This window comes from Vulcanococcus limneticus LL, assembly GCF_943369875.1.
GTDB lineage: Bacteria > Cyanobacteriota > Cyanobacteriia > PCC-6307 > Cyanobiaceae > Vulcanococcus > Vulcanococcus limneticus_A.
On sequence record NZ_CALROT020000015.1, the window covers coordinates 39,110 to 56,893 of the forward strand.

22 protein-coding genes are annotated in these 17,784 nt (G+C 72.8%); 16 read left to right on the forward strand and 6 right to left on the reverse strand.

Going from position 1 to position 17,784, the window contains the following annotated elements:
• Positions 1-2: 2 nt before the first annotated feature.
• The 4 genes from ACLV7J_RS14020 (at position 3) to ACLV7J_RS14035 (ending at position 4,331) form a co-directional block, all read left to right on the forward strand.
• Entirely contained in the window at positions 3-674 is a 672-nt protein-coding gene (locus ACLV7J_RS14020; RefSeq protein WP_411869690.1) for an HAD-IA family hydrolase, read from the forward strand.
• Positions 671-2,320 carry a GTPase HflX gene (gene hflX, locus ACLV7J_RS14025; protein WP_411869691.1) on the forward strand — a complete coding sequence of 550 codons (1,650 nt, stop codon included), beginning with the start codon at positions 671-673 and terminating at the stop codon, positions 2,318-2,320. Before ACLV7J_RS14020 ends, hflX begins: the two co-directional genes overlap by 4 nt.
• 93 nt (positions 2,321-2,413) lie before the next feature.
• Positions 2,414-3,049 (forward strand): peroxiredoxin, encoded by a 636-nt coding sequence (locus ACLV7J_RS14030; RefSeq protein ID WP_255126958.1) that lies wholly within the window; start codon positions 2,414-2,416, stop codon positions 3,047-3,049.
• A 121-nt stretch (positions 3,050-3,170) separates the two neighbouring features.
• Positions 3,171-4,331: an anhydro-N-acetylmuramic acid kinase gene (locus ACLV7J_RS14035; protein ID WP_411869692.1), complete on the forward strand. Its 1,161-nt coding sequence runs from the start codon at positions 3,171-3,173 to the stop codon at positions 4,329-4,331.
• Between the two features lie 15 nt (positions 4,332-4,346).
• Here the strand turns inward: ACLV7J_RS14035 and ACLV7J_RS14040 are convergent, their stop codons facing one another.
• Entirely contained in the window at positions 4,347-4,673 is a 327-nt protein-coding gene (locus ACLV7J_RS14040) for a ribbon-helix-helix domain-containing protein (protein ID WP_411869693.1), read from the reverse strand.
• 95 nt (positions 4,674-4,768) lie between these two features.
• Between ACLV7J_RS14040 and ACLV7J_RS14045 the strand changes: the two genes are divergently transcribed.
• From ACLV7J_RS14045 to ACLV7J_RS14065, 5 genes are all read left to right on the forward strand, one after another.
• Positions 4,769-5,071 carry a hypothetical protein gene (locus ACLV7J_RS14045; RefSeq protein WP_411869694.1) on the forward strand — a complete coding sequence of 101 codons (303 nt, stop codon included), beginning with the start codon at positions 4,769-4,771 and terminating at the stop codon, positions 5,069-5,071.
• Positions 5,072-5,151: 80 nt separating this feature from the next.
• Positions 5,152-5,424, forward strand: coding sequence for a hypothetical protein (locus ACLV7J_RS14050; RefSeq protein WP_255126964.1), 273 nt, complete (start codon positions 5,152-5,154; stop codon positions 5,422-5,424).
• Between the two features lie 364 nt (positions 5,425-5,788).
• Positions 5,789-7,516, forward strand: a complete 1,728-nt coding sequence (locus ACLV7J_RS14055) for an ABC-F family ATP-binding cassette domain-containing protein (protein ID WP_411869695.1) — start codon at positions 5,789-5,791, stop codon at positions 7,514-7,516.
• A 155-nt stretch (positions 7,517-7,671) separates the two neighbouring features.
• Positions 7,672-7,860, forward strand: coding sequence for a hypothetical protein (locus ACLV7J_RS14060; RefSeq protein ID WP_411869696.1), 189 nt, complete (start codon positions 7,672-7,674; stop codon positions 7,858-7,860).
• A gap of 132 nt (positions 7,861-7,992) precedes the next feature.
• Positions 7,993-8,259, forward strand: a complete 267-nt coding sequence (locus ACLV7J_RS14065) for a hypothetical protein (protein WP_411869697.1) — start codon at positions 7,993-7,995, stop codon at positions 8,257-8,259.
• On the opposite strand, the gene ACLV7J_RS14070 is transcribed toward ACLV7J_RS14065, so the two are convergent.
• Positions 8,239-9,378, reverse strand: a complete 1,140-nt coding sequence (locus tag ACLV7J_RS14070; RefSeq protein ID WP_411869698.1) for a trypsin-like peptidase domain-containing protein — start codon at positions 9,376-9,378, stop codon at positions 8,239-8,241. The two genes, ACLV7J_RS14065 and ACLV7J_RS14070, sit on opposite strands and share 21 nt — an antisense overlap.
• Before the next feature lie 186 nt (positions 9,379-9,564).
• Here ACLV7J_RS14070 and ACLV7J_RS14075 point away from each other — a divergent pair, with 186 nt between their 5' ends.
• From ACLV7J_RS14075 to hrpB, 3 genes are all read left to right on the forward strand, one after another.
• The gene (locus ACLV7J_RS14075; protein WP_411869699.1) at positions 9,565-9,837 is read left to right on the forward strand and encodes a DUF2973 domain-containing protein; all 273 of its coding nucleotides are present in this window, start codon (positions 9,565-9,567) and stop codon (positions 9,835-9,837) included.
• 124 nt (positions 9,838-9,961) lie between these two features.
• A complete protein-coding gene (locus ACLV7J_RS14080) occupies positions 9,962-10,345 on the forward strand; it encodes a hypothetical protein (RefSeq protein WP_255126970.1) in 384 nt (127 codons plus the stop codon).
• A gap of 50 nt (positions 10,346-10,395) precedes the next feature.
• On the forward strand, positions 10,396-13,008 hold the full coding sequence (hrpB, locus tag ACLV7J_RS14085) for an ATP-dependent helicase HrpB (protein WP_411869700.1): 2,613 nt from the start codon (positions 10,396-10,398) through the stop codon (positions 13,006-13,008).
• On the opposite strand, the gene ACLV7J_RS14090 is transcribed toward hrpB, so the two are convergent.
• Positions 13,001-13,723: an HAD family hydrolase gene (locus ACLV7J_RS14090; RefSeq protein ID WP_411869701.1), complete on the reverse strand. Its 723-nt coding sequence runs from the start codon at positions 13,721-13,723 to the stop codon at positions 13,001-13,003. The two genes, hrpB and ACLV7J_RS14090, sit on opposite strands and share 8 nt — an antisense overlap.
• A 263-nt stretch (positions 13,724-13,986) precedes the next feature.
• On the opposite strand from ACLV7J_RS14090, the gene ACLV7J_RS14095 reads away from it, so the two are divergent.
• Genes ACLV7J_RS14095 through ACLV7J_RS14110 form a run of 4 tightly spaced genes read left to right on the forward strand, consistent with a single transcriptional unit; the run spans position 13,987 to position 16,189 of the window.
• Positions 13,987-14,169: a hypothetical protein gene (locus ACLV7J_RS14095; RefSeq protein WP_411869702.1), complete on the forward strand. Its 183-nt coding sequence runs from the start codon at positions 13,987-13,989 to the stop codon at positions 14,167-14,169.
• Positions 14,159-15,319, forward strand: coding sequence for an exodeoxyribonuclease VII large subunit (gene xseA, locus ACLV7J_RS14100; RefSeq protein ID WP_411869703.1), 1,161 nt, complete (start codon positions 14,159-14,161; stop codon positions 15,317-15,319). Before ACLV7J_RS14095 ends, xseA begins: the two co-directional genes overlap by 11 nt.
• A 40-nt stretch (positions 15,320-15,359) precedes the next feature.
• Entirely contained in the window at positions 15,360-15,803 is a 444-nt protein-coding gene (gene xseB, locus ACLV7J_RS14105) for an exodeoxyribonuclease VII small subunit (RefSeq protein WP_411869704.1), read from the forward strand.
• Positions 15,800-16,189 carry a DUF2834 domain-containing protein gene (locus ACLV7J_RS14110; RefSeq protein WP_411869705.1) on the forward strand — a complete coding sequence of 130 codons (390 nt, stop codon included), beginning with the start codon at positions 15,800-15,802 and terminating at the stop codon, positions 16,187-16,189. The genes xseB and ACLV7J_RS14110 overlap by 4 nt, the downstream gene beginning before the upstream one ends.
• Before the next feature lie 44 nt (positions 16,190-16,233).
• Here ACLV7J_RS14110 and ACLV7J_RS14115 read toward each other — a convergent pair whose 3' ends face one another.
• Genes ACLV7J_RS14115 through ACLV7J_RS14125 form a run of 3 tightly spaced genes read right to left on the reverse strand, consistent with a single transcriptional unit; the run spans position 16,234 to position 17,769 of the window.
• Positions 16,234-16,581: a 50S ribosomal protein L32 gene (locus ACLV7J_RS14115; RefSeq protein WP_411869706.1), complete on the reverse strand. Its 348-nt coding sequence runs from the start codon at positions 16,579-16,581 to the stop codon at positions 16,234-16,236.
• Positions 16,581-16,817, reverse strand: a complete 237-nt coding sequence (locus ACLV7J_RS14120; RefSeq protein WP_411869707.1) for a glypican — start codon at positions 16,815-16,817, stop codon at positions 16,581-16,583. Before ACLV7J_RS14120 ends, ACLV7J_RS14115 begins: the two co-directional genes overlap by 1 nt.
• Before the next feature lie 19 nt (positions 16,818-16,836).
• Positions 16,837-17,769 (reverse strand): YihY/virulence factor BrkB family protein, encoded by a 933-nt coding sequence (locus tag ACLV7J_RS14125; RefSeq protein WP_411869710.1) that lies wholly within the window; start codon positions 17,767-17,769, stop codon positions 16,837-16,839.
• Positions 17,770-17,784: the final 15 nt, after the last annotated feature.

The window sequence follows — 17,784 nt, forward strand, 5'->3', positions numbered from 1 at the left end:
CCGTGGCACCCCGGGGCCTGCTGCTCGACGCCATGGGCACCCTGATCGGCCTGCGCCGCTCGGTGGGGGCCGTCTACAGCGAGCTGGCGGCCAGCCACGGGCTCGCCGTGGAGGCCGCCGCCCTGGATCGGGTGTTCCCGGCCATCTACCGCCAGGCTCCGCCGCTGGCCTTCCCCGGCCTGGCGGGGGCCGAGCTGCTGGCGGCGGAGCGGGCCTGGTGGGGCGCGCGGATCGCCGAGGCCTTCGCGGCCTGCGGCCAGGCGGGCCCCCTGCCGCCCCAGCTCGCCGGCGCGCTGTTCGACCGCTTCGCCGAGCCGGACCTCTGGCAGGTCTACCCCGATGTGGCCGGCCCCCTGCAAGCATGGCAACGGCTCGGCCTGAAGCTGGCGGTGGTCAGCAACTTCGACCAGCGGCTATCCGGACTGCTGGAGGGCCTTGGGCTCGCGGACGCCTTTGCGGCGGTGGTGGTGTCGAGCGCGGCGGGGGCCGCCAAGCCGGATCCCCGGCCGTTTCGGCTGGCGCTGGAGGCCCTGGGGCTGGAGCCGGAGGCGGTGTGGCACGTGGGCGACAGCCCCGAGGATGAGGCCGGCGCCCGGGCCGCCGGGGTGCGGCCGGTGCTGATCCGCCGGCCCCGAGGCGCGGACCCGAGGTCCCCTGGGGCCGGCACGCGATGAAACAGACCGCCCTGCTGGGCCGCACCGCCGGCCTGCGCCCCTCGGCGCTGCGGCGTCTGGAGCGGCTGGCGCACCGGCGGCACCCCGAGGCCGATGGCGCCGACCTGCTGACCCTGCAGCGCCTGGCGGCCGAGAGCCGCGAGCTGGAGCTGCCCCTGAGCCTGGTGCTGGACGGCCGCGGCCTCTGCCGCCTGCTGTGGGTGGGGCCGCTGGAGCAGTCCGGCCGGCTGCTGGAGCGGCTGCCGGGCGGCCCGCGCCGGGCCGGCGGCGGCCTGCGGCTGATCACCTGCGTGGGCAGGGCCAGGCAGCTGGAGCCCCAGGGGGGTGAGGCGGTGGTGGGGCTGGATCTGCAGCCGCGGCTGTGGCTCCGCTACGGCGACAGCCCCGGCGCCGGGGGGCGCTGGCCGGCGGGGGCCTACGGCCCCGGCGGCGATCCGCAGCACCCCTGGTCCTGCCTGCAGCAGGGCGAGCTGGAGGCCCTCTGCGACTACAGCCCACCGGAGGCGGAGACGCCAGCCGTTGGCGTCAGCCGGGCCACCCCAGGCGTGGAGCGGGTGCTGCTGCTGGTGCTCAGCCCGGCGGATCCCCAGGAGGCCCAGCGCCAGGTGGCCGAACTGGAGGGGCTGGTGCGCAGCGCCGGCGCCGCCCCGGTGGGGATCGTGATGCAGCGCCACGGCCAGGGCTCCCCGCAGACGGTCTGGGGCGAGGGCAAGCTGCGCGAGGCCGCCCTGGAGGCCCGGCGCCTCGGCGCCACCCTGGTGGTGACCGACCGGGAGCTCACCCCCGCCCAGGCCCGCAACCTGGAGCGGCTGCTGGACCTGCCGGTGAGCGACCGCAGCGAGCTGATCCTCGACATCTTTGCCCAGCGGGCCGCCAGCGGCGCCGGCCGGCTGCAGGTGGAGCTGGCCCAGCTGCGCTACCGGCTGCCGCGCCTCACCGGCCGGGGCCTGAGCCTCTCGCGCCAGGGGGGCGGCATCGGCACCCGCGGCCCCGGCGAGACCCAGCTGGAGAAGGACCGGCGCGCCATCGCCCGCCGCATCGACAAGCTGCAGCGCGACGTGCAGAAGCTCAGCGCCCACCGGGCCCGGATCCGCGGCAGCCGCGGCGGCCAGCGGCGCCTGGCCCTGGTGGGCTACACCAACGCTGGCAAGAGCTCCCTGCTCAACGCCCTCAGCAGGCCGGCGGAGGGGCAGGCGGTGCTGGCGGAAAACAAGCTGTTCGCCACCCTGGATCCCACCACCCGCCGCATCAGCCGCCCCGATCCGGCCGGCGGTCCACCCCAGACCCTGCTGCTCACGGACACCGTGGGCTTCATCCGCGACCTGCCCCCGCCGCTGCTGGAGGCCTTCCGCTCCACCCTGGAGGAAACCCTCGAGGCCGACCAGCTGCTGGTGGTGGTGGACCTGTCCGATCCGGGCTGGGCGGAGCAGGTGACGACGGTGCACGCCATCCTCGATTCCCTGGAGAGCACGGCCCCGCGCCGGCTGGTGGGCAACCAGATCGACCGCTGCCCCGCCGCGGCCCTGGAGCAGGCCCGCCAGCTGGATCCTGAGGTCCTGTTCGTGTCGGCCACCGCCGGTCTGGGGCTGCAGCACCTGTGCGACTGGCTGTTCCTGGCGACGCCCGGGGAACCCCAGGCCGTGTAGCCATCGCCACATGGGCTGGCCCAGTGCATGGCCTCGGGCGCGGCTGGCATGGCAGCATCAACCCCGTTGGTTCCTCGTACGCACGACCCGGTCATGGCCCTGCTTCTCGGCGATACCGTTCCCGATTTCACCCAGGATTCCCAGCTGGGTCCGATCAACTTCTACGACTGGGCCGGTGACAGCTGGGTCGTGCTGTTCTCCCACCCCGCCGACTACACCCCGGTCTGCACGACCGAGCTGGGCGAAGTGTCGCGCCTGCGCCCCGAGTGGGAGAAGCGCAACGTCAAGACCATCGCCCTGAGCGTGGACACCGCCGAAAGCCACAAGGGCTGGATCAACGACATCAACGAGACCCAGTGCACCATCGTCGACTATCCGATCCTCGCGGATGCCGACAAGAAGGTCAGCGATCTCTACACCCTGATCCACCCCAACGCCCTCAACAACCTGACGGTGCGTTCGGTGTTCATCATCGACCCGAACAAGAAACTGCGCCTGCAGATCACCTACCCCGCCAGCACCGGCCGCAACTTCGATGAGATCCTGCGGGTGATCGATTCCCTGCAGCTCACCGACCACCACTCCGTGGCCACCCCGGTGAACTGGAAGGACGGCGAGGACTGCGTGGTGGTGCCCTCGATCTCCACCGAGGACGCCCGCGCCAAGTTCCCCAAGGGCGTGACCGAGATCAAGCCCTACCTGCGCACCACCCCCCAGCCCAACAAGTGAGCCCCGCCCGCCGAGGCGACTCCGGAACCGGGCCTGTGGCCTGATCCCCCGCCCCCAGCCCTGAGGCTGGGGGCTTTTTGCTGGCCAGCTCCTATAACCGGCCGCAACAGGGCAAGGCGCCATGCGGGTTCTGGGTCTGATGAGCGGCACCAGCGCCGATGGCGTGGATGCGGTGCTGGCCCAGTTCGACGGCCCGCCGCAGCGGCCCCGCTGGCGCCTGCTCGCCAGCGGGGCCACCCCCTACCCCGAGGAGCTGCGCCGCCGGCTGATCGCCGTCGGCCAGGGGGAGCGGATCCCGGCCGCCGACCTGCTGGAGCTGGCGGAGGCCGTCACCGAGGCCCAGGCCGAGGCGGCGCGGCGCTGTGATCCGGATGGCCGGGCCGAGCTGGTGGGCTGCCATGGCCAGACCCTCTGGCACCGGCCCCCCGCGGAGGGCCGGCGGGGAGCCAGCTGGCAGCTGCTGCAGGGTCCGCTGCTGGCCCAGCTGCTGGGCCAGCCGGTGGTGTTCGACTTCCGCGCCGCCGATCTGGCCCTGGGGGGCCAGGGGGCGCCGCTGGTGCCGGCGGCCGACGCCGCCCTGCTGCCGCCGATCGGCGGCTGGCGAGCCCTGCTCAACCTGGGGGGCATCGCCAACCTCACCCTGCTGCCCCCCGCCAGCGGTCCCGATCGGGGGGCGCCGGTGCTGGGCTGGGACTGCGGCCCCGCCAACACCCTGCTGGACCTGGCGGTGCAGCGCTTCAGCGGCGGCCGCCAGAGCTTCGATGCCGATGGGGCCTGGGCCCGGAGTGGCCGCAGCGACGAGGCCCTGATCCAGCGCTGGCTGCAGGAGCCCTACCTGCAGCAGCGGCCGCCCAAGTCCACCGGCCGCGAGCTGTTCGGCGGCGCCGATCTGGAGCGGCGCCTGGGCGAGCTGGAGGCCAGCGCCGGAACCCGGGGCCCAGGAGCGGGCCAACTGGATCCCGCCGATGCCCTGGCCAGCCTCACGGCCTTCAGCGCCGCCGTCGTGGCCCAGGACCTGGCCCAGGTGCCGGCGGCGCCCCTCGAGCTGCTCGTGGCCGGGGGCGGCGCCCGCAACGGACTGCTGCTGGAGGAGTTACGGCGACGCTGCCGCGGCCTGTGGGTGCGGCCGTTGACGGAGCTGGGGATCGACGCCAGCGAGCGCGAGGCCCTGGCCTTCGCCCTGCTGGCCTGGTGGCACCGGCTCGGCCATCCCGGCTCGCTGACCTCCGTCACCGGCGCCCAGCGGCCGGCCGTGCTGGGGGTCTGCGCCCGGCCGGGCTGACGCCGGCGCACGTGCTCAGCCCCGCGGCCGCTGCAGCCGCAGGCGCCTGGGCGCCCCCCGCAGGCGGCGCGGCTCCTCCTGGCCCTGCTGCTCCAGGGCCGCCCGGATGCGCCCGAGGCCGACGGCCGGCAGCTCGGAGGCCCCCAGCGGCTGCTGGTGCCCGCGCTGCTGGTGCTCGAAGCGGTCCAACCCCTGCTGGATCAGCACGCGCGCCATGTTGCTCACGGTGCGCGCCTCCGCCTCGGCCATGGCCGCGAGGCGGTCGCAGAGCTCCTCGGGCAGCACCACCTGGATCCGGGGCGACTTGGGCCGGCCGCTCGAGGAGGTCTGGCGGGTGGCCATGGGGCGGCAGCGGGCGGACCGGATACCCCGGAGTGTACCGAGCGTGGCGCGGATAGTATCCAGCAGTAAGGTACCGGCAGTTCCGCCCTCGTCCGATGGCGACATCCCCGTCCGCCGGGGCCCCGGCCCCCGGCAAACGCCCGGCCAAGCGGCGCGTCGAGACGCGCGCCCAGCCGAGGCCCGAGACGAGCGACGTGCTGGTTTCCGCCGTGATCAGCACCTACCTGCTGACCCATCTGCACCACGTGCTGCAGCGGGCCGAGTTCGGGGCCCAGCAGGAGGGACGCACCACCCAGGCCGCCAACTACGCCCAGCTGCGCAAGCTGCTCTGCCTGGACGCCCGCAGCATGGAGCCCCCGGGGGCCGGCGGCGAGCTCGGCGACCACCGGGCCGCCTGAGCGCCGCATCAACAAGCGCCACGAAGGGGCCCCAGTGCCAGGCGGCCTGCATAGGGTGACGCCAGAGCCCATGCCCCGCCATGACCGCAGGCCATCCCGACGCCGGTGCCCCCTCGGACCAGGCCGCCGAGCTCGCCGCCCAGCTCTACGACCGCATCCGCAGCGACCAGGCCCTCACCCAAGATCTGTTCCGCCAGGCCCTGCAGGACCCCTCAGGCACCCTGGCCCGGATCGCCGCCCTCGGCGAGAGCTGGGGGCTGCCGGTGGGCGTTGAGGCCATCCGCGCCCACATCGCCTCCCTCGACGACGCCGAGAGCAAGCAGTGGCTGGTGAAGGCCCGCGGCGGTCTGTAGGGCAGCGGCGGGAGCCGGAACGGCGGAGTGGGCCGGCCGGGGGCGGCGGTCCTCCCCCATCCAGCTGAAGAACAGCCAATAGCTCACGATCGCCAGACCGGCCGCCGACACCAGGGCAGCCACCTGCTCCAACCGCTTCACCAGTTCAACGCGCCTGTGGCGCTCCGGGGATGTCACGCGGAGGCGGACCGGCGGCGAACCGGGCGGAACGGAACCGTCAGTCTGCCGGCCAGGGGGGATGATGACCCTCTGCAACGGTTTCCGGCTGCCATGGCCCGGCGGCTGGCCTGACCATGCGGCCGCCGGATAGGCCGGCCGCCGACCGAGCGGCCGTGCAACCCATACGCCCTCCGATACACCCCCCGTGCTCCGCCTCGAACGCGTCTCGAAGATCTATCCCACCGGCGAGGTGCTGCGGGATGTCACCTGGGAGGTGAAGGCGGGCGATCGCATTGGCCTGGTGGGCGTCAACGGCGCCGGCAAGTCCACCCAGATGCGGATCATCGCCGGCCTGGAGGAGCCCACCAGCGGCCAGGTGGTGAAGCAGGGCGATCCCCGCATCGTCTATCTCCAGCAGGAGTTCGATGTGGACGTGCACCGCACCGTCCGCCAGGAGCTCTTCCAGGCCTTCGGGGAGGCCGCCACGGTGCTCAACCGCCAGCGCGAGGTGGAGGAGGCGATGGCCAGCGAGAGGGCCGCCAGCGACCCCGACCACCTCGATGAACTGATCCACGAACTGGGGCAGCTGCACAGCCGCTTCGAATCGCTGCACGGCTACGAACTCGACGCCCGCATCGACAAGCTTCTTCCCACGATCGGCTTCACCCCCGAGGGCGCCGAGCTGCTGGTGGGCGACTACTCCGGCGGCTGGCAGATGCGCATCGCCCTGGGCAAGATCCTGCTGCAGGAGCCCGATCTGCTGCTGCTCGACGAACCCACCAACCACCTGGATGTGGAGACGATCCAGTGGCTGGAGGACTACCTCTGCAAGCAGAGCGTGCCCCTGGTGGTGATCAGCCACGACCGGGCCTTCCTCGATCGGGTCTGCAACCAGATCGTGGAGACGGAGCGGGGCGTGTCGCGCTGCTATCTGGGCAACTACAGCCAGCACCTGGAGCAGAAGGCCCTCGAGCGCGAAGCCAGCCAGTCGGCCTTCGAGCGGCAGCAGAAGGAGCTGGCCACCCAGCAGGCCTACATCGACCGCTTCCGCGCCAGCGCCACCCGCTCCACCCAGGCCAAGAGCCGCGAGAAGCTGCTCGACAAGGTGGAGCGGATCGAGGCGCCGATCGAGGGCGTGGGCGGCCCGCGCTTCCAGTTCCCGCCGGCGCCCCGCAGCGGCCGCCAGATCGCGGTGATCGAGGAGCTCACCCACAGCTACGGCGACAAGATCCTGTTTCTCGAGGCCAACCTGGAGGTGGAGCGGGGCGATCGCATCGCCTTCGTGGGGCCCAACGGCGCCGGCAAGTCGACGCTGCTGCGGCTGGTGATGGGCACCGAATCGCCCGATGCGGGCCGCGCCGCCCTGGGGGATCACAACGTGATCGCCGGCTATTTCGAGCAGAACCAGGCCGAGGCCCTGGATCTCTCCAAGACCGTGATCGACACCCTGTTCGAGGCGGTGCCGGACTGGACCCAGACCCAGGTGCGCTCGCTTCTTGGCAGCTTCTGCTTCAGCAACGACGCCGTGTTCAAGGAGGTGGGCAAGCTCTCGGGCGGCGAGAAGGCCCGCCTGGCCCTGGCCCTGATGCTGCTCAGCCCCTGCAACCTGCTGGTGCTGGATGAGCCCACCAACCACCTCGACATCCCCGCCAAGCAGATGCTCGAGGACGCCCTGATGGAGTACGAGGGGGCGGCCCTGGTGGTGAGCCACGACCGCTACTTCATCTCGCGGGTGGCCAACAGGATCGTGGAGCTGCGCGACGGCGAGCTGGTGCTCTACCGGGGCGACTACGCCTACTACCAGGAGAAGAAGGCCGAGGAGGCCGCCGAAGCCGAGGCCCGGCGGCTGGCCAGTGAAGCCGACGCCAAGCGCAAGGCCAACCGCGAGAAGCAGAAGGCCAAGGAGGCCGCCCGCAAGGCCACCGCGGCCTGAACAGGCCACGCCCCCACGGCCCAGACCCAGCGGGATCCGCCCCTGGAGCCGGGCCACACAAACAACTTCACAGAGCCTTAGGCAGGAAGACCCATTTCCCTGGACCCGCCAGCTTTGTCTGCATAGGCTGACATCGCCAGCTTGCAGACCGGGCCATGGGAACCATGTTTGGGTATTTTTCCGAGCCGTTCGCCCCCAGCCCGGAGCCCGGACGCAGCGACCACGGCAGCCTGCATCCCAGCAACGACGCGGTGAGCACCTACTTCGAGTGCATCACCTCCTGCTCGATCGACGATGGCGAGTGCGTCACCCGCTGCGTGGAGATCCTGCGCGAGGAGGCCTGAGCGGGGGCGGCGGCGCCGCAGCGGTGGGCGAAACCTGACGGGAACCACCTAGCTCGGTGGCGACGGATACGCGGTGACCGGAAACACTTCGTAGCGTTGGGGTGGTTTCAGAGCTCCGTCGCGTTGCCCGCCATGACAGAACCGCTCGCCCTCAGCCTCGGCCAGCAATTCGAGCTGGAGCGGATGAACCGCGTCATCGAGTCCACCGCCGACCTCGAGACCCTGCAGGACCTGGCCAAGCAGCTGCTGCAGGCCTGGCAAAGCCAGCGGGCCGCCACCCAGTGGGTGATGCGCCAACAGCTCAACGGACCGCCCGGCTTCGGGGTGGATGCGGCAGCCGTGCTCTCAAGCCTGCCCGAGCAGGCCGAGGGGCCCGGCTCAGCCAGGCATCAGGGTTGACAGCTCCACCGGTACCACCTGCAGCTGCAGCGGGACTCCAGCCCGGAGAACCCGCAGCTGCAGCGGCCGCCCCACCCCGGAGCGCTCCACGATCTGGGTGAGCTGGGCCGGGCCACTGACGGCCTCCGCCCCCACCGCGGCAATCACATCGCCGGCCTGAAGGCCAGCCCGGGCCGCCGGACCGCCGGGCATCACCGAGCGCACCACGGCGCCGGCAGCGCTGGCCACCCCCCCAGGTCCGCGGGTGGGCTCCAGCCCGACGCCGATCATGGCGTGGCTCACCTTGCCCGTACTGATCAGCTGCTGGGCGATGCCACGGGCCCGGTTGATCGGGATCGCAAAGCCCAGGCCCGCGCCCGGCCCCGAGCGCACCAGGGTGTTGATGCCCACCACCTCGCCGTTGGCGTTGAGCAGCGGCCCGCCGGAGTTGCCGGGATTGATGGCGGCATCGGTCTGGATCAGCTCCAGGCGCTTGTCGGTGATGCCGAGCTTGCTGGCGTTGCGGTTGATGCTGCTGACGATCCCCAGGGTGACGGTGTTGTCGAGGCCGAAGGGATTGCCGACGGCGATGGCCCAGTCCCCCACCTGCACGGATTCGGAATTGCCCAGGGGCGCCACCGGCCAGGGGCCACCGCCCTCCAGCCGCACCACCGCCAGATCGGTGAGGCGATCGAGGCCCACCACCTTGCCCTCGGTGCGGCGGCCGTCGGGCAGGCCCACGCTGACCCGGTCGCTCTTCTCCACCACGTGGGCGTTGGTGAGGATCAGGCCATCGGCCTGGAAGATCACACCGCTGCCCTGGCCCCGCTCGGTGCGCTGCGACGGCGGCGGCGCGCCGGGACCCAGACCGAAGAACTGGCGCAGGAACGGGTCCAGCAGCAGCCCCTGGGGCCCGCCACGGCCGCCGGGCACCACCACGGTGCGCTCGGTGTCGATGGTCACGACGGCCGGGCCCGTGCGGCGCACCGCCTCGGCCACGAACGACTGGCGCGACAGGGCGGCGGTGCCAGCGGCGGCCTGGGCCCGGGCGGGACGGATCAGGGCGGGGCTGCCGGCGGCCCCCACGGCAAGGGAGGAGACCAGCAGCAGGGGCAGGGCCCGGCGAAGGGAAGCGACCATCGAGTCAACGGAAACGCTCAGCCAGGACCGTAGGAGCCCTGACCGGCCAGGGGAAGCCCCGTGAAGGGGCCGGATCACCGCCATCACCCCGGCCGGATCGGCGCGATGATGGTGAGATCACAGTTCCCGCTTCACCACCCCCGCAGCCGCCGCCTCGCCGCCCCTGCTGCCCTCGCCTTCCCTGCCATGCCCGTGATCGTCTCCCAACTGCTGCCCCTGCTGTATGGGGCCTGCTTTCTGGCGCTGCTCTGGCAGGCGTTCAAGGTGATGGGCCGCGGCTACGGCGCCGTGCCCCGCCCCGGGGATCGCCCCAGCCCGCCGACGGGCGATCGCACCGGCCGTCTCACCATCCACCCCGAGCTGCTGGATGCGGATGGGGAGCTGACCCGCGATGACCTCCTCACCGTGCGCTTCGGCGACGACAGCGAGCAGAAGAGCCGGCCGAACGAACCCGGCTGAGGCGGAGAGCCCCCCAGGCCCTTTGGTGGGCTCCGCCCAGGTCCCCGCGGCCCCTGGGCTGTTAACCCGGGCCCGCGGGCTGTTACAAACGATGCGTGCTTGAGAACTCGGCGGAGACAGACCGGTGGACCAAAGAACCCGAATCGTGGCTGCGGTGCTCAAGGGCCTCAAGCTGCCGCCCCGCTTCCGCCTCAAGCTGGTGAAGGAGGATCCGATCCGCCTGGAGCTGAGCATCACTCCCGCCTACGGCAAGGATCCGATCCTGGTGGGCCTGGTGGAATCCCAGGATCTGGTGGCCCGCCGCGACCGCGAGGGCCGCATCCCCCGTGACCTGCAGGGCACCTGGGACTGGACCGTGCGCCACGGCAAGGTGAGCACCGGCGGCTGGAACCCCTACCTCAAGGAAGCCCTGCAGACGATGTTCGAAACCGGGCTGCCGGCCATCGTCTACGAGGAGACCACCGGTGAGGCCTACCACCCGGTGGACGGCGCCCGTCACGTGCGCTGAGGCCCACTGCCGCCAGGGCCCTGAGCTCCCCACTGCCGCCGAGTCCATCCGTGGCGAAGTCATCCGTGGCGAAGCCATCCCTGCCGCTTGAGCCCCTGCCGATCGAGCCGCTGCTCCCCGAGCTGGTGGAGCGGCTGCCCGCCGGCGGCACCCTGCTGCTGCAGGCCCCCCCCGGCGCCGGCAAGACCAGTCGCGTGCCCCTGGCCCTGCGGGAGGCCCTGGCCGGCGCGGGTGGTCCGGACCATGGGCGCATCCTGATGCTGGAGCCGCGGCGCCTGGCCGCCAAGGCGGCCGCCGAGCGGTTGGCCCAGGGCCTGGGGGAGCGGGTCGGGGAGCGGGTGGGCTACCGGGTGCGCCTTGAGGCGCGCACCTCGGCGGCCACCCGCATCGAGGTGCTCACCGACGGCCTGTTCCTGCGTCGCCTCCAGGCCGATCCCGCCCTGGAGGGGGTGGCCTGCGTGATCTTCGACGAGTTCCACGAGCGGCGCAGCGAGGCCGACCTGGCCCTGGCCCTGCTGCGGGAGGCCCGCGGCGTGCTGGCCCCGGAGCTGCGGCTGCTGGTGATGTCGGCGACGCTGAACCTGCAGCCCCTGGCCGAACAGCTGCCCGAAGCGGGGCTGCTCACCAGCGAGGGCCGGGCGTTTCCGGTGGAGATCAGCCACCAGCTGCCCCGGGAGCGCGAATCCCTGGCCCAGCAGGTGGTGCGGGGGCTGGAGCAGCACTGGCTGGATCGCCGTGACCCCGGGGAAACGGTGCTGGTGTTCCTGCCGGGGCAGCGGGAGATCCGCCACTGCCTCGACGCCATCGGCGCCACCGGCTGGGGCGCGGACCTGGAGCTCACCCCGCTGCACGGCGACCTGCCGCTGGCGGCCCAGGGCCAGGCCATCGCCGCTGCCCGCAGCCCGGCCGGCAAGGTGGTGCTGGCCACGGCCATCGCCGAGAGCTCCCTCACCCTCGCCGGGGTGACCCTGGTGATCGACAGCGGCCTCAGCCGCCGCAGCCGCTTCGATCCCAACACGGGCATGGAGAGCCTGGTGACGCTGCCCGCCAGCCTGGCCAGCGCCGAGCAGCGGGCCGGCCGGGCCGGTCGCCTGGGGCCAGGACGCTGCCTGCGGCTGTGGTCGCCGGCGGAGCAGCAGCGCCGGCCGGCCTTCGATCCGCCCGAGATCCAGGAGGCCGATCCGGCCCCCCTGGTGCTGCAGCTCGCCCAGTGGGGCGCCGGCCTGGGGGAGGCCCTGCCCTGGCTGGAGCCACCGCCGCGCGCCCACCTGCTGGAGGGCCAGGAGCTGCTGCGCCAGCTGCAGGCCGTGGACGGCAGCGGCACCCTCACCGCCCACGGCCGGGCCATGGCGGGCCTGGGCCTGCATCCGCGCCTGGCCCACCTGCTGCTGGGGGCCCGGGACCTGGGCGAACCCCGCCTGGGCTGCGCCATCGCCACCCTGCTGAGCGAGCGGGATCCCCTCAGCCGCGAGCAGGACGGCTGCGACCTGAGGCGCCGGCTGGACTGGCTGGAGCGGGGCGGACGCGATCCGCGCCGCCAGCAGCTGCTGCGCCTGCAGGAACAGCTGGAGCGGCAGCTCGCGGGCCTGCCGGAGCCGGCGGGGACCCATGGCTCCACCACCGCGGCCCCAGGCCCCGCGCCGGCGCCCAAGGCTGCCAGGCCTTCCGCCACCCCCCATCCCCACACCGACCCGACAGCGGCCGCCCGGCTGGTGGCCCTGGCCTACCCGGAGCGGGTGGCTCTGCTGCGGCCCGAAGGCCAGGGCCGCTACCTGCTGCGCAGCGGCCGCGGTGCCCAGCTGCACCCCAGCGATGCCCTGCTGGGCAGCGACGTGCTGGCGATCGCCCGGGCCGATGGGGCCGGCGCCGACTGCCGCATCGCCCTGGCCCTGCCCCTCGATCGCGGCAGCCTCGAAGCCCTGGCGGCGGAGGCCGGCGAGGAGCGGCAGCTGGTGGACTGGGATCCGCGCCAGCAGCGGGTGCGCTGCGAGCGGGAGCTGCGGCTGGGGGCGCTGGTGCTGGAGCGGCGCCCCTGGCCCGAGGCCCCGGCCGAGGCCGTCCAGGCCGCCCTGCTGGAGGGGCTGGCCAGCGGCGGGCTGGCGCTGCTGCCCTGGTGCAGCGCCAGCCGCCAGCTGCAGCGGCGCCTGCAGCTGGCCCACACCCATCTGGGCGCCCCCTGGCCCGATCGCAGCGAGGCGGCCCTGCTGAGCCATCCGGAGGCCTGGCTGGGCGACCAGCTCCCGGGGCTGCGCAGCGCCGCCGACCTGCAGCGCCTGAACCTGGTGGAGGCCCTCTGGAGCGGCCTGGAGTGGGACCAGCGCCGCCAGCTCGAGGCCCTGCTGCCGGAGGCCATTCCCATCCCCTCCGGCCGCCAGGCCCGTCTGGACTACGGCGACGGCGAACCCGTGCTGGCGGTGAAGCTGCAGGAGCTGTTCGGGCTGGCCGAAGGCCCCAGCGTGCTCCAGGGGCGCCTGCCGGTGACGGTGCACCTGCTCTCCCCCGCCGGCCGGCCGGCCGCCATCACCCGGGACCTGGCTGGCTTCTGGCAAGGGGCCTACCGGCAGGTGCGCGCGGAGCTGCGCGGCCGCTATCCGCGCCACCCCTGGCCCGAGGATCCAACAACCTTCCAGGCCACGGCCCTCACCAACCGCCGCCTCAGCTGAGCAGGTGGCCGTAGCCGAAGTGGGCCAGGCCCTCGGCGATGCCCGCACAGCCCTCCGCCCGCGCCCGGTACACCGAGGGCAGGCGCGGCAGCGCCGCCACCAGGTCGGGCTCGGCATTGCCCACCATCACCCCCGCCAGGCCGGTCTCGAACATGGCCAGGTCGTTGAGGCTGTCGCCGGCGGTCACCACCTGGCGGCCATCGAGCTCCAGCCACTCCAGCAGCGCCAGCAGGGTGGAGCCCTTGTTGACCCCCGGTGGCAGCACGTCGAAGTAGCGATCCCCCGAGAGCACGCAGTCGGCGCCGGCAGCCTCTAGTCGGGGGATCAGGGCCCGATCAAACACCTCCACATCCACGAGATAGGCCAGGCGGCGGTTGGTGGCCCTGGGCTGGAGCGTCAACCCAGGCTGACCCTGCAGCAGGGGCTCCAGCCGTTCCTGCAGGCCCTGCCAGCGGGCTTCGATCGGCTCGAGGGCCAGGGGTAGCGGCTGCAGGCTGCGGCCGCAGGCCACGGTGCAGCCCACATCGCCGATCACCAGATGGGGCGGGTGCAGGCCCGTGGGCTCGTCCTGCTCCAGCACCTCGGCGATCGACTCCAGCGAACGGCCGGTGCTGAACACGTGCAGCACCTGCTGCCGGCGCGAGGCCAGCCAGGCGTAGAAGCGGCGCCGCTCCTCCCGCTCCCCCTCCAGCAGGGTGCCATCCAGATCGGTCACCAACACCAGCTCGGGGCGCTCGGGCAGGGGTGCAGCGAGCTGGGCCTGGAGGCGCTGGCGGGGGCTGGTGATGGAGATGGGCGGCGGCGGTGGGTCCTGCGTAGGCCAGATCCCCCGGGCCCGTCAAGCCGGCGCCAAGCCGCCCGATCGATCGACGTCGGCCCCCGCAGCCCAAACGGTTCCAGCGGACAGCTGCAGCCGCCACCCCAGGTCAGCCCGCTCCGGGGGCGGCCGGGCGTCAGCCAGAGTGGGCCGATCCGAGAGTGCCAGCCCTGGCCCTGCCCTACCCCCGGAACCGCCGCGACGGTGCCCGCCTGCTCAGCACTGCCCTGGTGATCACCAGCATCGGCCTGATCGCCCACAACCCCGTCGGCTGGAGCGTCGCTGGGCTGGGGGGCCTGGTGAGCCTCTACTGCTGGAGCTGCTACCGCCGCCTTGAGCGCTGAGTCCGGGCTGCCCCGGTACAGCGTCGCCGAGCTGAACCAGGCGATCGGCACGCTGCTGGAGCGGGGCTTTGCACCCCGTTTCCTGCTGGATGCCACGGTGTCGCGGCCCCAGCTGAAGAAGGGCCACCTCTGGCTCACCCTGGTGGACGACCAGGCCTCGATCTCGGCGGTGGTCTGGGCGTCGCAGCTGGCGAAGCTCTCCCACCAGCCCGCCGAGGGCGATGGGGTGGTGGTGGTGGGCCGACTCAACTTCTGGGCCGCCCGCGCCAACCTCTGCGTGCAGGTGCTGGACCTGCGCCCCAGCCTGAGCGCGGTGCTGCGCCGCTTCGAGCAGGTGCGCCAGGCCCTGGAGCCGGAGGGGCTGTTCGCGCCGGAGCGCAAGCAGCCGCTGCCCCAGCTGCCGGCCGCCATCGCCCTGCTCACCAGCGTGCCCAGCTCCGCCCTGGCCGACATGCTGCGCACGGCCGCCGAGCGCTGGCCCGCCACCCGCATCCACGTGGTGCCGATCCCCGTGCAGGGGGCAGTGGGGGAGCAGATCTGCCAGGCCCTCACCAGCGTGATCCTGCAGGCGGAGGGGCTGGGCCTCGACGCGGTGGTGCTGGCCCGCGGCGGCGGCAGCCGTGAGGATCTGGCCGTGTTCGACGGCGAGGAGCTGGCCCGGCTGATTGCCGCCTGCCCGCTGCCCGTCGTCACCGGCCTGGGCCATGAGGACGACACCACCATCGCCGATCTGGTGGCCGACTACCGGGCGGCGACGCCCACGGCGGCGATCGTGGCGCTGCTCCCGGAGCGCAGCGCCATCGGCCAGGCCCTGGGGCAGATTCGCGCCCACCTGGGCCAGCTGGTGGCCCTGCGCCTGCAGGCGGAACGCCAGCGCCAGCGGGGCCGCCAGGAGCTGCTGGATCGCTGCCATCCCAGCCGCTTGCTGCAGGAGCGGCGCCGGGAGCTGGGCCATCGCCTCGAGCTGCTGGGGGCCCTCTCGCCCCAGCGGCTGCTGGAGCGGGGCTTCGCGCTGGTGCGCGGGGAATCGGGCCAGCTGCTGCGCTCGGTGGGCCAGGTGCACGCGGGCGACTGCCTGCAGGTCGAGCTGGCGGATGGCAGCATCGAGGCCCAGATCGCCGCGGTGCGGCCCACCCCCCGGCAGTCCTGAGCCGCCGCTGCGGCCAGCCCGATCCCCCCATCCCGACCCTGTGGCCGATCCCCGCCCCGAAGACACCGCCGCCGCCGCCGCCGGGGAGCCCGCCGCACCCGGCGCCGCTGGCAACGGCCGCGAGCCCGCCGGCGCCAAGCCGCGCCGGACGCGGGGAGCCGCCAAGGCCGAGGCCGAACCCAGCCCAGCGGGTTCCGGGCCACGGACAAGGGCAGCGGCGGAGGCCGCACCTTCGTCCCCGGCGGGGGACGCCCCTTCGGAGGACTGGTTGGCGGACATCACCCGGCTCAACTACCAGGAGGCCCGCACGGCCCTGGAGCTGGCCCTGGCCAAGCTGCAGTCCAGCGAGCTGGAGGTGGAGGAGATGGCGGGGCTGTACCGGCGCGCCCAGGCCTACGCCGAGCGCTGTGAGGCTGTGCTGCAGCAGGTGGAGCAGGACGTGATCCAATGGGACCCCCAGACCCTCGCCCCCCCTGCGCCATGACTGCCCCGTCAGGCCCCCCGAACGGCCGCGCCGGAACGGCACCCGATCCCCGGCTGGCCTGGCTCTACCTGGCGCTGGCGATCGCCGGGGCTGTGCTGCCCTGGCTGGCCAACCTGGAGTTCATCCGCCTGTCCGGCAACGCCTTTGACCTGGCCCTGTTCGTGGCCCAGGCCAACGCCAACCCGGCCGCCCAGTCGCTCTCGCGCGACCTGCTGGTGGGGGCATCGGCCGTGACGATCTGGATGGTGGTGGAGAGTCGCCGCCTGGGCATGCGCCACCTCTGGGTGGTGCTGCTGAGCTCCGTGACGATCGCATTCGCCTGCGCAGCCCCGCTGTTCCTGTTCCTGCGCGAGCGGCGGCTGGCCGAGCTGCACCGGCAGGGCTAGGTACGACGTCCCAATCGCAACGTCTCAGGGCCGAGGGGCAGGCCCTACTCGTCGTCCACCACCTGGGCCACCACGTCGATCGTGGCATCGCTGGCCGTCACCTCGGGCTGGTTGGCCGTCGCTCCAGGAGGTCCGGAGGGATCCAGCACAAACCCACAGGCGGGGCAGACCGACTGGCCGAAGCTCACGCTGCCGCAGGCCGGACAGGTGGTCAGGCGGCGCTTGGCCAGTTGCCAGGCCACGATCCCGGCTCCGGCCAGCAGCAGCGGTCCGACGACCACCAGCAGGGTGACGCCCTCCAGCACGTCGATGAACAGACGACCGGCCAGGCCCGGGGCCAGCAACAGGAACGCCGCCAGGGCGATCCAGATCCAGGGGATGGGCCGCTGCATCAGCGCTTGAAGCGCGGGTCAGATTCCATCCAGCGCTCCAGGGCCGCGAGGCCCTCGATGCCGGCCCAGCCGCAGAACACAGCCGCCAGCAGCAGCGCCGCCACCAGACCCACCGTCACCAGAACCGGCACCAGGGCCAGGGTGGCCATCGTGATCAGCACCAGCGCCCCAACGCCTGTGGCCAACAGCAGCAGGCTGGCCGGCAGGGGCCGAATCGCGGGAATCAGCTTGCCCAAGGCAGAACAGCGGATCTCCTTATCCTGCAGCCCCGGGCGGCTCTGCACCCACAGACCAGGGTGTGGATCGCCCCCCCACACCCTGACGGCTGAGCACCACGCTGACGGCCATGCCGTAGTAGACGATCAGCCCCACCAGCCACACCCACAGCGACAGCACCAGCACGCCGCCGATCACGCCGTAGGCCTGGAAGCGATTGCTCAGGGAGAGCAGGCTGCGCCCCAGGGCCAGGTTCAGGCCCGTCAGCGCCGTGCCAATCAGCAGGGCACCCGGGATCAGCGGCCGCAGGGGAATGGGGCGTGACGGCAGCACCCGCAGCAACGCCAGGGCGAGCAGCCAGGCAATCACCAGGGACAGCAGCAGGTCCACCACAACAGGGAGGGGAACCCAGAGCTGAAGGCCCGGCGGCAGCCAATCCGACAGGGCAGCCCGCCAGGTTCCTGCGCTGAGAAAGCGAAAGGTCGTCAGCAGCTGATCGAGCACGATCAGCAGACCGATCAGCAGCACCAATCCGAAGGCCTTGGCGCGCAGCCGCACAAAGCGCCAGATCAGGACCGACCAGGGCAGCGGCTGCACCGGCACGGGGCGGAAGCCCCAAAGCCGATCCGCCCCGCGATGCAAGCTCAGATAGGCATTGCTCGCTGTGACCAGCAGAAACAACACACCCACCACTCCCGCTCCCACCCCCTGGCGTACCAACTTGGCGAGGGTGGAGCCCACCAGGGGCACCACCGCGGGGGGCAGCACTTGATCCGCCCAGGCGAGAATCTCGTCGACCAATCCGTCCTGCCGTCCCAGCAGACGACTGGCCACACCCAGCGCAATGAGCAGAACCGGAAAGAAGGACTGGAGGCTGTGGTAGGCAAAGGCGGCGCTGAGGTCGATGCAGTCCTGGCGGTCCCAGAGGCGATAGGCCCACCAGCCGATCTTCACGGTGTGGCGGACACCCACACGAGGAGCCCTGGA

Bases quoted from the DNA above. Each gene is read 5' to 3' on its own strand.
- hflX (WP_411869691.1), top strand. From the start codon at position 671: ATGAAACAGACCGCCCTGCTGGGCCGCACCGCCGGCCTGCGCCCCTCG.
- ACLV7J_RS14030 (WP_255126958.1), top strand. From the start codon at position 2,414: ATGGCCCTGCTTCTCGGCGATACCGTTCCCGATTTCACCCAGGATTCC.
- ACLV7J_RS14035 (WP_411869692.1), top strand. From the start codon at position 3,171: ATGCGGGTTCTGGGTCTGATGAGCGGCACCAGCGCCGATGGCGTGGAT.
- ACLV7J_RS14040 (WP_411869693.1), bottom strand. From the start codon at position 4,673: ATGGCCACCCGCCAGACCTCCTCGAGCGGCCGGCCCAAGTCGCCCCGG.
- ACLV7J_RS14045 (WP_411869694.1), top strand. From the start codon at position 4,769: ATGGCGACATCCCCGTCCGCCGGGGCCCCGGCCCCCGGCAAACGCCCG.
- ACLV7J_RS14050 (WP_255126964.1), top strand. From the start codon at position 5,152: ATGACCGCAGGCCATCCCGACGCCGGTGCCCCCTCGGACCAGGCCGCC.
- ACLV7J_RS14060 (WP_411869696.1), top strand. From the start codon at position 7,672: ATGGGAACCATGTTTGGGTATTTTTCCGAGCCGTTCGCCCCCAGCCCG.
- ACLV7J_RS14065 (WP_411869697.1), top strand. From the start codon at position 7,993: ATGACAGAACCGCTCGCCCTCAGCCTCGGCCAGCAATTCGAGCTGGAG.
- ACLV7J_RS14070 (WP_411869698.1), bottom strand. From the start codon at position 9,378: ATGGTCGCTTCCCTTCGCCGGGCCCTGCCCCTGCTGCTGGTCTCCTCC.
- ACLV7J_RS14075 (WP_411869699.1), top strand. From the start codon at position 9,565: ATGCCCGTGATCGTCTCCCAACTGCTGCCCCTGCTGTATGGGGCCTGC.
- ACLV7J_RS14110 (WP_411869705.1), top strand. From the start codon at position 15,800: ATGACTGCCCCGTCAGGCCCCCCGAACGGCCGCGCCGGAACGGCACCC.
- ACLV7J_RS14115 (WP_411869706.1), bottom strand. From the start codon at position 16,581: ATGCAGCGGCCCATCCCCTGGATCTGGATCGCCCTGGCGGCGTTCCTG.